The following is a 14,897-nucleotide window of genomic DNA, read 5'->3' as shown; positions in this document are numbered from 1 at the left end:
ATGGATGAGGAGAAAAGAGGGTATGATGAGAATTGAGGATTCTTTTCTAGAACCGCAAGACAAGCTGAACTGGCGCTATCTGCACACCTTTGATCACGTAGCCCACCACTACCCGTACAATCCGGGAGATGATGCCAGCTTTCAGGCGCGGGCCGACCGCTTACATTTTCATGAGCGGGTATCCCGTCATCGGTTAGTGGAAGTGTTGAGGCGATACCATGGAGAAGATCTCATCCATCCTGCGGTGGAAGCCAACTTGGAACGCTTGACTCAAGAGGATAGTCTGGTAGTGATCGGGGGGCAACAGGCCGGTTGGCTGACGGGCCCTTTATACACCCTTTACAAAGCGGTGACCGTCCTGCAATTGGCCGATCGGGAGCAACAACGGTTGAATCGTCCGGTCATCCCCGTTTTTTGGATCGCAGGCGAGGATCACGATTGGGACGAAGTCAATCATGTCTATCTCCCTTCTCCAACCGGGGTGGAACGGATCCCGTTTCCGCTGGAGGTGTCGGGACGCCGCTCCGTAGGGACGATTCGGCCGGGAGAGGAGCGCTTGGCACAGGGGGTGGAGGCTGTGATCCGTCACCTGCCGGACACCGAACATAAGCCGGCGCTGCTGGAAGCGTTGCTCGATTCCACACGGGGGGCGGATGGCTTTTCCCGTCACTTTGCCCGCTTGATGCATCGATGGTTTGGACCCCGCGGACTGCTGTTGGTGGACTCTTCCGATCCTTCCCTTCGTTCGCTGGAGGTGCCCTTTTTTCGGTGGCTGTTGAAGAACGGAACCCGGGTGGGGGAGGTGGTCCGGGAAAGGGCGCTGGCTCTGGAAAGGGAGAAAATGGCCCCGAAAGTAGATCTCCAACCGGGAAAAGCCCATCTCTTTGTGGAGGTCGACGGAGAGCGCCATGCGCTCTACCGGGATGAGGCCGGATTTTATTCGCGGGAAGGGATGCGTTGGTCCAGCGACGAAATGGATCGCTTGCTGGATGAACGACCACAGGTCTTCAGCAATAATGTGATCACCCGCCCCCTGATGCAGGAATGGTTGTTTCCCACTCTGGCCACCGTGGTTGGACCGGGGGAAGTTGCCTATTGGGGATTGCTGAAAGGAGCGTTTGAAACGGCCGGCATGGAGATGCCCATCCTGTATCCGAGAATACAGGCCACTCTCATCGGAAGACGGGAGGAAAAATGGCTGCGCCGCTATCGCATGACCTTGGATGATGTACATAAGCGGTGGCAAGAAACATTTGCGCGCCGGCTGTCGCATCGGTACGGATGGGATCCCGATGATTCCTTCGGGCGTTTGCGCCGGCAATTGGAAGACGCATACCGACCCTTGATCGGGGAGTTGGCCGGTCTTCGTCCGGATTTGGCCGCGTTGGGTGAAAGCAGTCTGAAGCGCGCATTGGAGGGGGCGGATGCCTTGGAGCAAGCATCCCGGCAGGCTCTCAGGGAGAAGGATCGGGCGGAAGAAGGGCGGTTCCACCATTTGAGAACTCACCTTTTTCCCGGCGGGCGGCCGCAGGAGAGGGTATTCAACCCAGTCGCTTACTGGAATGCTTACGGAGAAAGTTGGATACATTTTTTGTTGAATACGCCCCTTCTTTCCATTCGGACACACCGGATGATATACTTATGAAAGCGTAATACAAGGGCGGCAAAACATTGTCGGACGGCCGGCCAGCCAATCGGCGAAAGCGGAGGGTGAGGCCGTCTGAATCGGATCGGGTTACAGGACGACAATGCGGGGGCGCCCGAAATGGAGAGGTTGCCCTTACAGGACGACAATCTGGGGGGCTTCGCCCTATAAAGAGAGGTTGGGATATTGATGAGTTCCATGATTGAAAGTGTAGTACGGGACAGAAGTTTGGCTCCTCATGGACGGCTCAAGATGGATTGGGCCCGCCAACATATGCCGGTGTTGAACCGAATCCGGGAAGAATTTATCCACGAACAGCCGCTGGCGGGTCATCGAGTGGCGATTTCACTCCATCTGGAGGCAAAGACCGCATGCTTGGCGGAACTGTTACGGGATGCAGGGGCCCAAGTGGCGATCACCGGCAGCAACCCCTTGTCCACGAAAGACGATGTAGCGGCGGCATTGGCGGAATCGGGTGTAACGGTGTTTGCCAAGTACGACCCGACTCCGGAAGAGTATAAGGATCATCTGATGATGACCTTGGAAACCCGCCCGGATTTGATCATTGACGATGGCGGGGACTTGGTCAGCATTCTCCATGATGAACGCCCCGATCTGTTGGAATATGTACGAGGCGGCTGTGAAGAGACGACAACCGGAATTTTGCGCCTGCGGGCTCTGGAAAAGGCGGGGCAGCTGAGGTTTCCCATGATTGCGGTGAACGACGCCTATTCCAAATTTCTGTTCGACAACCGCTATGGTACGGGCCAATCGGTCTGGGATGGGATCAACAAGGCGTCCAACCTGGTTGTCGCCGGCAAGACCGTGGTCGTCGTCGGTTACGGTTGGTGCGGTCGGGGAGTGGCGATGCGGGCGGAAGGCCTGGGTGCACGGGTGATCGTCACCGAAGTGGATCCGATTAAGGCGACGGAAGCACATATGGACGGGTTTGCGGTCATGCCGATGGCTGAAGCAGCGGCCCGGGGGGATATCTTTGTCACGGTTACCGGCAATAAACGGGTGATCTCTGAAGAACATTTCCCTTTGATGAAAGATGGAGCCATGATGGCCAATGCCGGTCACTTCGATATCGAGATCGATAAAGAAAGCCTGGAAGGGCATGCGATCGAAAAGCGGATTGTCCGCAAGGATATCACGGAATACCGAATGGAAGACGGTAGGAGGCTGTATCTCCTTTGTGAAGGCCGTTTGGTAAATCTGGTGGCGGGCGACGGGCACCCTGCCGAAATCATGGATATGACCTTTGCCCTGCAAACCCTTTGCCTTATGTATGTCAATGAGAACCATGATAAAATCGGACCCCATGTATTGGATGTCCCTTATCATATTGATGAACAGGTGGCCTCCTTCAAATTGGATTCCCTCGGAATCCGAATCGATGAGATGACCGAGGAACAGGAGGAATACCTGGCCAGCTGGCGTCTGTAAGCAATCTGGCAACAAAAGAAGAAATTGTAAAAATCCTGCACCAAGGGTGCAGGATTTTACTGTTTCCCTGTGGTATAATTTACAGTGTGGTGGAAAGTGGGGAGAAGTGGGGAATAAGGGAGAGTGAAGGGGGGGAAAGTGGCGTGTTCATGGGGGAGTATCGACATACCGTCGATGAGAAGGGCCGCCTGATCATCCCATCTAAATTTCGAGACGGGCTTGGTTCTTCTTTTGTGGTCACCCGTGGACTAGACCACTGCCTCTTCGTCTACCCTATGGGAGAATGGAAGCAGCTGGAGCTTGCATTGAAGGCTTTGCCCTTCACCAAGAAGGACGCCCGCGCCTTTACCCGTTTTTTCTTTTCCGGGGCGACGGTAGCGGAGCTGGATAAGCAAGGTCGGGTCAACCTGCCGGGTAATTTAAGGGAGTTTGCGAAGCTGGAGAAAGAATGCGTGGTTATTGGAGTGTCCAACCGGGTGGAAATCTGGAGTAAAGAAGCGTGGTCAGCGTATTACGAGGAATCCGAGGATTCGTTCAACGAGATTGCGGAGAAGCTGGTTGATTTGGATTTGGAACTGTAGAGAGGTTGGTTGAAGGCGTTGTTTCGTCACGAAACGGTATTGAGACAAGAATCAGTTGAACAGCTATGTATCCGGAAAGAAGGGATCTACGTGGACTGTACCCTTGGCGGTGCAGGCCATAGTTTACTCATTGCCGACTCCCTGGGCAAGTCCGGAACCCTGGTGGGATTGGACCAGGATGAACGGGCTCTTCAAGCGGCATCCGAGCGCCTGGCAGGAGTCTCGTGCAAGGTTGTCCTGGTGAAGAGCAATTTTCGCCATTTGGCAAATGCGCTTGATGAACGGGGGATCGAGGAGGTCGACGGGGTTTTGTTTGACCTGGGTGTTTCCTCTCCGCAACTGGATGAGGGGGAGCGGGGGTTCAGCTATCACCATGATGCCCCTCTCGATATGCGGATGGATCAGGATGCCCCCCTGACGGCCCGGGAGATCGTCAATGAGTGGACAGGGGAGGAGATTGCGCGCATTCTCTCCCGTTACGGAGAGGAGCGATTCGCCAGACGAATCGCCCAACGGATTGTGGAATACCGGACCCGGCAAGAGATTAAAAGCACACGGGAACTGGCCGAAATCATCAAAGAGGCGATCCCGGCTGCCGCAAGGCGGAGTGGCCCCCACCCGGCAAGAAAAAGTTTTCAGGGCATTCGCATTGCGGTCAACGACGAATTGGACGCTTTTGAAGAGGCGTTGACTCAGACACTGGAACGGTTGCGCCCCGGCGGACGGGTGAGTGTGATCACTTTCCATTCGCTGGAAGATCGGATTGCCAAGCGCATGTTCCAAGAGTGGGCGCGCGGGTGTATCTGCCCGCCGGACTTCCCCGTTTGCACTTGCGGCCGGAAGCCGCTCATCCGCATCATTACAAAGAAACCGGTGCAGCCGTCGCCTGCGGAAGTGGAACGAAACCCCCGTGCTCGGTCGGCGAAGTTGCGCGTTGCGGAAAAGTGTGAGGAGGGTCAAGAATAACATGAGAGATTTCCGGGGAAACACTTCGGTCGCTCATCAGCTGGAACAGCCCCAAGTCCCCCGAACAGAGAAACAACTTCAAAAGCAAGGGCTTCCGACGGTCGAGAAGTGGTTGTACCTCACGAGCGTGATCGTCTGTGTTGTCATTGCTTCCCTGGTCTTGTCCCGCCATGCCATGCTGACCGAGATCAACATGGAAGTGCAGCAATTGGAGCGGGAAGCAGCGGAGCTCACCGAATCCAACCGGCAGCTGACCACTGAGAAAGTCGACCTGGGCAGCGGGGAACGAATCCGTCAATTTGCCGAGGAACGGGGGATGACACTGATCCGGGAGAAACGGTCTCCCTCATCCGGCAGCGGAAGTTTACCGGTCAGAGACGATGATCGCGGCTGAGGAGGGGAAGCGTTGACGCCGAGCAATAAACAAATCCGATTGCGATCACTGCTGGTAGGGATGACAGCCATTTTTCTCCTATCGGCAGTGATCTTTCGATTGTTTTGGATTCAGGCGGTGGATGCCTCTTTTCTGAGGGAACGGGCGGAAAAGACGTGGGAAAAACAAGCGATGATCCGACCCGATCGGGGCTCCATCATGGATAGAAACGGTCATGTACTGGTAAGGGAACGGGATGCTTACATTATTGCTGTTGATCTGAAGCGGTTAAAGGATCCGGAAAAAGCCGCTCAGCAGCTCTCCCCGCTTTTGGAGATCCCAGAGGAATCGCTGTTGAAGCGTTTGACCAATAAGGAAGCCAAACATGTGGAGCTTCGTCATACCGGGAACTACAAGGTCTCCCGGGAGGTACGGGATCGGGTGATGAAGCTGGGTTTGGACGGCGTCTATCCCATACAGACCACCTCTCGCCAATACTTAGAGGGTTCCCAGGCCTCTCATGTGTTGGGGTTTGTCAATGTGGAGGGGGATCCCGCCGGTGGAGTGGAGCAGCGTTATAATAATGTGTTAAAGGGAAAAGCCGGTTCCATCCGCTTTCAAAAGGACGCCAAAGGGAATAAAGCCCCTCATTCCACGGAAGCGTTTCACCCGCCGGAGAACGGAAAAGACTTGGTTTTAACGTTGGATCGTGAGATTCAATACCAGATGGAGAAAAGTTTGGACCAAACGGTAGCCCGATATCAAGCCAAAGGAGCAACCGCCATCGCCGCCGACCCGCAGACGGGGGAAATCCTGGCCATGGCCAGTCGTCCCCACTTCAATCCGGCCCAATATGATTCCACCTGGAAACGCGGCGAAAATGATGTAAATACGGCGGTAAGTGCCCAGTATGAACCGGGTTCCACCTTTAAAATCGTGACATTGGCCGCCTCCATCGAGGAAGGGTTGTTTGACTCCCGTGAAACGTTTCAGTCCGGTACGATCGAGGTGGGAAACCGCACCATCCGGGATTGGAATGCACAGGGATGGGGGGAAATCTCCTTTGCGGAAGGGGTCTATCTGTCCAGCAATGTGGCCTTCGTCCGTCTGGGGGAACGGTTGGGGGAAGATCGTCTCGTCCGCTATATCGACCGCTTCGGCTTCGGAAACATTACGAATCGTACCGGTCAAGCCACCGGGATCGACCTGCCGGCTGAAGGCAAAGGCGTCTTTTTCGGTCACGCCCCCTTGCATCCCACGGAGCGGGCCACCAGTGCCTTCGGACAGGGGATTGCAGTCACTCCGATCCAACAGGTGATGGCGGTGTCCGCCATCGCCAATAACGGGATCTTGGTTCGTCCCCACGTGGTGAAAGAAATCCGAAATCCCAGTACAGGAAAAGCGGAACGGAAGGAATCCCCTAAGGTCATCCGAAAAGATGTGGTCTCTCCTCAAACGGCCAAAGAGGTACGATTGTTGCTTCAGGGAGCGGTAAACGATGGTACCGGGCAGGAAGCCCGGATGGAAGGCTATACGGTTGGCGGCAAAACAGGAACGGCCCAAAAACCGCTTCCCGGCGGCAAAGGGTATGCATCCGGACAGTATATCGTCTCTTTTATTGGTTTTGCGCCGGTGGATAAACCCCGTGTCGTTGTTTACGTGGCGGTGGATGAACCAAAAGAGGGGCAAGGGGGGACCGTTGCCGCTCCCGCCGCCCGTGACATCATGAAACACGCTCTTCAGGAGATGGGGGTGGCACCTGACGGGGAGGAGAGGGATCCCGCCGAAGCCAAAAAGAGGAACGCTCCTGCAGCAAAAGTTCTAAAAAACTGGGTTCAACATCCGGTGGATGAAGCAGTGGCCGAGATCCGGGGAGAAGGTTGGAACCCTCAAGTGTTGGGGGGAGGCCGGGAAGTGATCCGGCAATACCCCGCTGCGGGAGAAAGAGGAGTAAAAGAAAATGTCTATCTGATTACAGAAGATCCCCCCGCCCTGGCGATGCCGGACCTGACAGGCCTTCCTTTGAGGGAAGCGCTGGCCTTATGCCGGGTGTTGGGGCTGGAAGCGGAAACGACCGGGGAAGGGTATGTTCGCTCCCAATCGATTCCAGCAGGCGAACGCATTATGGATGCGGAACGGATTCAGTTAAATTTGCAACCGCCGGATTAAATAAAATCAAAAACACAAACGGCGCCGGTTATCCTCCGGCGCCGTTTGTGTTTTTTGCGCCCATTTTCCGATGTCCCTTCTTCCGTTCTATCTCTTTTCAGGCATGAATAGGGTTGTCTATAAGTGGAACGAGAAAGGCTGCCCGAGGGCCTGTCTGATCATTCGATTTTCCGTAAGAAAAAGAAAGATGCGGTATGGCGGCTGGCGGGGAGCCATACCGCACCGGGATCTCGCCTGACGGATCGTTCAGGCATGCCTTTGGAGCATCATTTGGAGGGCTTCGCCTAAAGGGGAGGTCGGGAGGTTTGCGCTCATCCAGCCATCTGGTTCGAAAACGACTGTTTGTTGCGTTGCTGGTGGGAGTCCTGCTGTTTTCGGGATTGATGTTCCGGTTGGGTTACGTGCAGCTGGTCCAGGGAAAGTGGTTGAGTGCCAAAGCCGAGGATCTGTGGAACCGGGATATCCCCTTTGAGGGGAAAAGGGGAAGAATTCTGGATCGTAACGGGGAAGCGCTGGCTTACAATGTCAGTGCCCCGTCGGTGTTGGCTATTCCTGCCCAGATCAAGGATCCGGCGGAGACTGCACGGCAACTGGGCCGTATTCTGCTGGCACCTGAGAAGAAAATTTATGAACAAATCACCAAGCGACAATTAATTACCCGGATCACTCCGGAAGGAAGGAAAATCTCCGAAGAACGGGCGCGGGCGATCCAAGGACTGCGGCTGCCGGGAATTGTGGTGGCAGAGGATAGCAAACGGCATTATCCGTTTGAGAGCATGGCTGCTCATGTATTGGGATTTGCAGGGATCGACAACCAGGGGTTGGCCGGTTTGGAGCTGGTTTACGACGATCAATTGAAAGGGTCGCCGGGACACGTATCCTTCAGTGCCAACGCCAAAGGGGAACGACTGCCGGGAAGCAAGGACCAGTTTACTCCGCCTCGGGACGGACTGGATTTGGTGTTGACCTTGGACAAACAGATTCAGGCCGTCATGGAGCGGGAGTTGGACCAGGCCATGGCCCAGTATCAACCGGAAAATATCCTGGCGATCGCGATGAACCCCAAAACCGGTGAAATTTTAGGGATGGGAAGCCGCCCTACCTATCGACCGGATCAATATCGGGATGCCGACCCTGAGGTGTATAACCGCAACTTACCGATCTGGCGAACCTACGAACCGGGGTCCACATTTAAGATCATCACACTGGCGGCGGCTTTGGAGGAAAATAAAGTAAATATGAGGGAGCACTTTCACGATCCGGGCTACGTCAAGGTGGCGGGGGCACGCCTTCGTTGCTGGAAGCACGGGGGGCACGGTTCCCAGACCTATCTGGAAGTAGTGGAGAACTCCTGTAACCCCGGTTTTGTTAATTTGGGTCAGCGATTAGGGGAAGAAGAGTTGTTCTCTTATATCAACAAGTTCGGATTCGGCGAGAAAACCGGGATCGATTTAAACGGGGAAGCGAAGGGGATTCTGTTCACTCCCGAACGGGCGGGACCGGTGGAGTTGGCCACCACGGCATTCGGCCAGGGAGTGTCCGTCACCCCGATTCAGCAGGTGGCTGCTGTGGCAGCTACGGTTAATGGAGGAAATCTGATGATCCCCCATCTTCAAAAAGCGTGGGTGGATCCGGAAACGGGTGAAACAATCGAAGAGTCCACACCCGAAGTCAGGCGCCGGGTGATCTCGGAAGAGACCTCCAAAGAAGTGCGACATGCTCTGGAAAGTGTCGTCGCGAAAGGAACCGGCCGCAAAGCGTTTATCGACGGATACCGAGTCGGGGGGAAGACCGGAACCGCCCAGAAAGTGGGGCCGGATGGCGGCTATCTAAAAAACAATCATATTGTCTCTTTTATCGGCTTCGCGCCTGCTGACGATCCCGAGCTGGTGGTCTATGTAGCGGTGGACAATCCCAAGGGAGTTCAATTTGGCGGAGTGGTGGCCGCTCCGATCGTCCGTGGCATCCTACATGACAGCTTGCGCCATCTCGGGGTGAAAAAGCGGAAGGATCAGATTCCACAGGAGAAAACGCCTTTGACTACGCCGATTGTGGAAGTGCCGGATTTGATCGGAGAGGAAGTGTCGGATATCCGTAACAGCTTGCACGATACCCCTCTAGAAGTGCGGGGGGAAGGAAGTATCGTGATCAGCCAAGCTCCCAAGCCGGGGGAACGGGTCAAGAAGGGAACGCCGATCCGGATCTATCTGGGTGACAAAATATCAAAAGGAGATTAAAATAGGGATGATAATCCCATCGATGCCAGGCATAAACCCTGGCATTTCTCGTGTCTTTCCGCATGCTTTCATTTAGAGGGAGTGGCTTTATGGATTTGCAGACATTGACCCGTTCATTAGTGTTAAAAAAGGTGATCGGTGACGCCAATATCGAAATCACCGGATTGACCACTGATTCGCGGGAAGTGAAGCCGGGCTATTGTTTTATCGCCATTCGAGGATTTACGGTGGATGGTCATCGCTTTATTCCCCAGGCGTTGGAACGGGGAGCCGCGGTGATCGTGACGGAAGAAGAAGTGGACACGGAGTCGGTTGTTGTGCGTGTTCCTGATACCCGGCGTGCCATGGCTGTGTTAGCGGCCACTTATTTTCGTCATCCGACGAGGGAGTTAAAGGTGATCGGGATCACCGGCACCAACGGCAAGACAACTACCGCCCATCTTATCCGGCGAATCCTGATGGATGCCGGAAAAAAGGCGGGGTTGGTCGGTACGATCGACATGAAAATTGGGGAAGAGAGCTTTCCCGTAAAAAATACGACACCCGATGTGGTCGAACTGCAACGAAGCTTTCGCCGGATGGTGGATGCCGGATGCAGCCATGCGGTGATTGAAGTTTCCTCTCATGCTCTCCATCAGGGACGCACCTGGGGCATCTATTGCAAAACCGGTGTTTTTACCAATCTCACACAGGACCATCTGGATTACCACAAAACCATGGAGCATTACCGGGCATCCAAGGGACTTTTGTTCAGTCAGCTGGGTAATCGCGTGGAGGATACCGCGACCGATCAGCCATTGGCGGTGCTGAATGCGGATGATGAAGCAAGCCCCTATTACAGCGGCATCACACCAGCACAGGTCTTGACTTACGGAGTGGAGGGCGCAGCGGACGTACAGGCTTGGGACATTCGCATCGATGCGGGCGGAACCCGGTTTACTCTGATTACGCCCATGGGAGAGACGGCTGTCCATATGAAGCTGATGGGTAAGTTCAGCGTATATAACGCACTGGCCGCCACCGCCGCGGCTTTGGGAGAAGGGATACCGTTAGAGGGTATCCGGCGGTCCCTGGAGACGATCGGTGGAGTGGACGGACGCCTGGAGCCTGTACATGCGGGTCAACCCTTCACGGTGTTGGTCGACTATGCCCACACTCCGGACAGCTTACAAAATGTTTTATCCACGGTACGGGAGTTTACCCGGGGTTCCGTCCTTTGTGTGGTCGGCTGCGGCGGCGACCGTGATCGGGGGAAGCGGCCCATTATGGCGGAGATCGCTGCCCGCTTAAGTGAACGGGTGTTTATTACCAGTGATAACCCCCGCACGGAAGACCCGGATCGGATTATCGCCGACATGCTGGAAGGGGTATCGGCCTTTCCAAAGGAGCGGGTGACGGTCATCCGGGACCGGGCGGAGGCGATTAGCCGTGCCGTTCAGGAGGCTGAGCCGGAGGATGTGGTTCTCATCGCCGGCAAAGGGCATGAAACATACCAGGAAATTGACGGAATCCGACATGATTTCGATGACCGATCGGTGGCATGGAAAGCGATACAATGTTTCCTTAAAAAATGAGGAGGATCGGTGTGGTTTTGTTTCGTTTTTCGAAACGAACGAAGACGACCGCACCGAATCGGGGCCTGCGGATATGGATAATCAGATGACCGAAAAGACCTGGGCAAAGGAGTGCATCATGCGACGAACACTTCACGATACAGCGAAGATGGCCCGTGGCGATCAGGCGGGTCCCTCCGGGAATCCGATGGTGACAGGAGTATCGACGGACACGCGCACACTAGAGCCGGGTCAACTGTATGTTCCCCTCGAAGGGGAGCGGTTTGATGGCCACGACTTTTTAAAACAAGCAGTGGAAAAAGGGGCGTCCGCTGCACTATGGGAACGTTCCCGACCTCTTCCGGAGACATCCATCCCTCTGGTTCTGGTGGATGACACGCTGGAGGCACTGCAACGGTTGGCATCGGCTTATCGCCAAGCAATCGGGGCGACGGTGGTGGCTGTCACCGGAAGCAATGGAAAGACCACGACCAAGGATTTAATCGGTTCGGTCTTAGGAATCCGCTATCGGGTCCATCGCACCCGCGGCAATTTAAACAATCACATCGGAGTGCCGCTCACGTTGCTGTCCATGCCCGAAGAGACCGAAGTGGCTGTGGTGGAGATGGGCATGAACCACGCAGGAGAAATTGCCCTTCTCTCCCGAATGGCGGTTCCCGATCTGGCTGTCGTCACCAATGTGGGAGACGCCCATCTGGAGTTTCTGGGGAGTCGAGCCGGAATCGCTGACGCTAAGCTGGAAATTTTGGAAGGATTGAAGCCGGGTGGTATTCTCGTCCACGATGGGGACGAACCGCTTTTGGAGGAACGGCTGCGAGATGAGACGCGAAAGCGGATCCCGGTCGGTTTCGGCAAGGATAATACGGATCCAATCGGGGATCTGGTGCTAAAAGGGGAGGAAGGGATCGCTTTTTGCTCTTCTTCCACGGGCTATCGTTTTCATTTAAGTCTGCCGGGCAGGCACAATGCGATGAATGCGATGATGGCCATCGCCATCGGTCGGCAGTTTAACCTGTCCGATCAGGAGATCCAACAGGGGTTCAACCGGGTGAAAGCTTCGGGAATGCGGTTGGAACGTCTGATTGCGGTCAATGGCATGACCATTATTAACGATGCATACAATGCCAGTCCCCGGGCGATGATGGCCACCATCGATCTGTTGGTCTCGCTTCCCCCGGAGAGGAAGAAGTGGGTGTTGTTTGGGGATATTTTGGAGCTGGGGGATGAGGAGAAACGGTATCACCAGGAGGTTGGCGCTTATGCGGTGAAACAAGGGGTGGACCGAATCTTCACTCTGGGACGGCGGGGCCGCTGGATCGCTGAAGGGGCACAAAAAGCGGGGGCTGACGCGACGACGATCCACTGTCGCTCTGCCGAGGACGCCGCCGAGCGATTGCTCCAAATGGGGGATGAAACTGTTACACTGCTGGTAAAAGCGTCTCGAGGCGCCCGCTTGGAAGCGGTCGTGCAGCAACTTGTCAAAGGAGAGAAGGCAAAGAGCGATGGATATTAGAATGATCATGGTTCCGCTGGGAGTCGCCTTCGGGTTGGGCGTGCTGTTGGGACCGTTGGTGATCCCGATCCTGCGGAGATTGAAGTTCGGCCAGGCGATCCGGGAAGAAGGACCCAAGACCCATCAGAAAAAAGCCGGGACGCCGACGATGGGCGGCACGATCTTCATGGCGGTGCTGGTGCTGACGGCGATTCCCGTCAGTAACATCTTCGATCAAGACGGCCATCTTTCTGACCTGTTTTTCCTGCTGTTCGCCACGCTGGGGTATGGAATCCTCGGCTTTATGGACGATTACATCAAAGTGGTGATGAAGCGGAATCTGGGGCTGACTGCACGGCAAAAGCTGTTGGGACAATTGTTTATCGGCCTGGTATTGTTTTGGGTATTGATGGAGGTGCGGGTGGTCCGGGGGTTGTATGAATCCATCTCGACGATCAGCATTCCCGGTACCGCTATTCATTTTGAATTGAACTGGATGTACCTGCCGCTCCTGGTGCTGATTATGATTGCCACTTCAAACGCAGTCAATCTAACCGACGGATTGGACGGGTTGGTGGCCGGAACGGCCGCTATCGCTTATGGGGCGTATGCCGTCATCGGTCTGGTTCAGAGCAACTACATGGTGGTCATCTTTTCCGCTTCGATGGTGGGGGCGTTGCTCGGATTCCTGGTGTTTAACGCCCATCCGGCCAAGGTGTTTATGGGTGACACGGGCTCATTGGCTTTAGGGGGCGGTTTGGCCGCGCTTGCGGTAATCACCAAAACGGAATTGTTGTTGTTTATCATCGGGATTGTGTTTGTCATCGAAACCCTGTCCGTTATGATTCAGGTTACCTCCTTTAAGTTGAGAGGCAAACGGGTGTTCCGCATGAGTCCGTTGCACCACCATTTTGAATTGGTAGGCTGGTCCGAATGGCGTGTGGTAACCACCTTCTGGATGATCGGATTCCTCGCGGCTGCATTGGGGATCTACCTGGAGGTGTTCCTGCGGTGAAACCAACAGCCCTGGAAGAGTGGAGAGGACAACATGTGGTCGTGCTGGGCCTGGCTAAAAGCGGAGTGGCAGTGGCCAAGCTGTTGCATCGGCTGGGGGTACGGGTGACGGTCAACGATCGCAAACCCCGCTCGGAGAGTCCGGAAGCAGAAGAATTGGAAAAACGGGGGATACCGGTCATTTGCGGCGGTCATCCCGATGATCTGATCGGGCCAGGGGTGGACCGGGTGGTGAAAAATCCGGGAATTCCTTATCATGCCCCCCCGATTAAACGGGCGTTGGAACTGGGGATTCCTGTGATGACGGAGGTAGAGGTGGCTTATTTGGTTACCGAGGCTCCGATTATCGGGATTACGGGTTCCAATGGAAAGACGACAACGACGTCCCTTGTGGGACGAATGTTGTCCACGGGGGACATTTCCTCTCATGTAGCCGGCAATATCGGACAAGCCCTGGCGGATGTGGCCCCGGAATTGAAGCCGGATCAATGGCTGGTAGCGGAGTTGAGCAGTTTTCAATTGAAAGGAACGGTACGATTCCGCCCCCGGATCGGAGCATTGCTCAATGTAACGCCGGCCCATTTGGATTACCACGGAGGGATGGATGATTACATCGCTTCCAAGAGCCGGCTGTTTGCCAATCAGCAGAAGCAGGACACGGCGGTGCTCAATTGGGATTCGCCGGTTTGTCGGAGAATCGGGGAGAAACGAAAAGGCCGAGTGGTTTGGTTCAGCCGTCGGGAAGAGGTACCGCAAGGCTGGCACATTCGAGACGGAATGATTGTGCAGCGGAAAGATGGCACTGAGAAAGCCGTAATGCCCGTATCAAAGGTGAGGCTGCCGGGTGTCCATGTGGAGAATGGGTTGGCTGCGGCTGCGATCGCTTCTGCAGCCGGCTGTTCCATGACGGCGATCGCCCATGAACTGGCCTCCTTTACCGGTGTGGAACACAGACTGGAATTCGTGACGGAAAAAGATGGAGTCCGCTGGTACAACGATTCCAAAGCGACCAACCCTCAGGCGGCGACTGCGGCGTTGGAGTCTTTCCCCTCGGGGGTGGTCCTGATTGCCGGGGGGTTGGATCGGGGGATTGATTTTCACGAATTGACGCCGGTTTTCCGGGATCGCCTGAAAGGGCTCGTCACCTTCGGCCAAACCGCCGACATTCTTTTAAGGCGGGCGCAAGAAGCGCAAGTGGTCCATCGCCGACAGGCTTCCGGTGTCAGGGAAGCGGTCCGTCTGGCGGCTGACATGGCCGAGCCGGGGGATATTGTACTCCTGTCACCTGCCTGCGCCAGCTGGGATCAACATGCCTCCTTCGAGGAACGGGGAAGCATTTTCAAAGAAGCCGTGCATAGTCTTTAAACAGGGCTTGCCAGGCTTGCCCCAATCCCTTG

Annotated in this window: 12 protein-coding genes; all 12 read left to right on the top strand. The window is 55.3% G+C overall.

Annotated features, from left to right (window positions below):
• Positions 1 to 22 precede the first annotated feature (22 nt).
• The 12 genes from bshC (at position 23) to murD (ending at position 14,865) form a co-directional block, all read left to right on the top strand.
• Entirely contained in the window at positions 23 to 1,645 is a 1,623-nt protein-coding gene (bshC, locus tag JOE21_RS03900) for a bacillithiol biosynthesis cysteine-adding enzyme BshC (RefSeq protein WP_309862629.1), read from the top strand.
• Positions 1,646 to 1,834: 189 nt separating this feature from the next.
• Complete coding sequence (locus JOE21_RS03895; protein ID WP_309862627.1) at positions 1,835 to 3,094, top strand: adenosylhomocysteinase; 1,260 nt, start codon at positions 1,835 to 1,837, stop codon at positions 3,092 to 3,094.
• Positions 3,095 to 3,237: 143 nt separating this feature from the next.
• Positions 3,238 to 3,675, top strand: a complete 438-nt coding sequence (mraZ, locus tag JOE21_RS03890) for a division/cell wall cluster transcriptional repressor MraZ (RefSeq protein WP_309862624.1) — start codon at positions 3,238 to 3,240, stop codon at positions 3,673 to 3,675.
• 18 nt (positions 3,676 to 3,693) lie between these two features.
• Positions 3,694 to 4,641, top strand: a complete 948-nt coding sequence (gene rsmH / locus JOE21_RS03885) for a 16S rRNA (cytosine(1402)-N(4))-methyltransferase RsmH (RefSeq protein ID WP_309863786.1) — start codon at positions 3,694 to 3,696, stop codon at positions 4,639 to 4,641.
• Position 4,642: 1 nt separating this feature from the next.
• Positions 4,643 to 5,035: a cell division protein FtsL gene (gene ftsL / locus JOE21_RS03880; protein ID WP_309862621.1), complete on the top strand. Its 393-nt coding sequence runs from the start codon at positions 4,643 to 4,645 to the stop codon at positions 5,033 to 5,035.
• Between the two features lie 12 nt (positions 5,036 to 5,047).
• Positions 5,048 to 7,183 (top strand): penicillin-binding transpeptidase domain-containing protein, encoded by a 2,136-nt coding sequence (locus JOE21_RS03875; protein WP_309862619.1) that lies wholly within the window; start codon positions 5,048 to 5,050, stop codon positions 7,181 to 7,183.
• Between the two features lie 123 nt (positions 7,184 to 7,306).
• Positions 7,307 to 7,471, top strand: coding sequence for a hypothetical protein (locus JOE21_RS03870; protein ID WP_309862616.1), 165 nt, complete (start codon positions 7,307 to 7,309; stop codon positions 7,469 to 7,471).
• Positions 7,472 to 7,488: 17 nt separating this feature from the next.
• The gene (locus JOE21_RS03865; protein WP_309862613.1) at positions 7,489 to 9,420 is read left to right on the top strand and encodes a stage V sporulation protein D; all 1,932 of its coding nucleotides are present in this window, start codon (positions 7,489 to 7,491) and stop codon (positions 9,418 to 9,420) included.
• Between the two features lie 89 nt (positions 9,421 to 9,509).
• The gene (locus JOE21_RS03860) at positions 9,510 to 10,994 is read left to right on the top strand and encodes a UDP-N-acetylmuramoyl-L-alanyl-D-glutamate--2,6-diaminopimelate ligase (protein WP_309862610.1); all 1,485 of its coding nucleotides are present in this window, start codon (positions 9,510 to 9,512) and stop codon (positions 10,992 to 10,994) included.
• 118 nt (positions 10,995 to 11,112) lie between these two features.
• Positions 11,113 to 12,507 carry a UDP-N-acetylmuramoyl-tripeptide--D-alanyl-D-alanine ligase gene (locus tag JOE21_RS03855; protein WP_309862606.1) on the top strand — a complete coding sequence of 465 codons (1,395 nt, stop codon included), beginning with the start codon at positions 11,113 to 11,115 and terminating at the stop codon, positions 12,505 to 12,507.
• Positions 12,497 to 13,501 carry a phospho-N-acetylmuramoyl-pentapeptide-transferase gene (gene mraY, locus JOE21_RS03850; RefSeq protein WP_309862603.1) on the top strand — a complete coding sequence of 335 codons (1,005 nt, stop codon included), beginning with the start codon at positions 12,497 to 12,499 and terminating at the stop codon, positions 13,499 to 13,501. The genes JOE21_RS03855 and mraY overlap by 11 nt, the downstream gene beginning before the upstream one ends.
• Positions 13,498 to 14,865, top strand: coding sequence for a UDP-N-acetylmuramoyl-L-alanine--D-glutamate ligase (gene murD / locus JOE21_RS03845; protein ID WP_309862599.1), 1,368 nt, complete (start codon positions 13,498 to 13,500; stop codon positions 14,863 to 14,865). The genes mraY and murD overlap by 4 nt, the downstream gene beginning before the upstream one ends.
• Positions 14,866 to 14,897 lie beyond the last annotated feature (32 nt).

It is taken from the genome of Desmospora profundinema (assembly GCF_031454155.1).
Classification (GTDB): Bacteria; Bacillota; Bacilli; order Thermoactinomycetales; family DSM-45169; genus Desmospora; species Desmospora profundinema.
The sequence above is the reverse complement of the archived record's forward strand: the minus strand, read 5'-3'. Positions and strand labels throughout refer to the sequence as shown.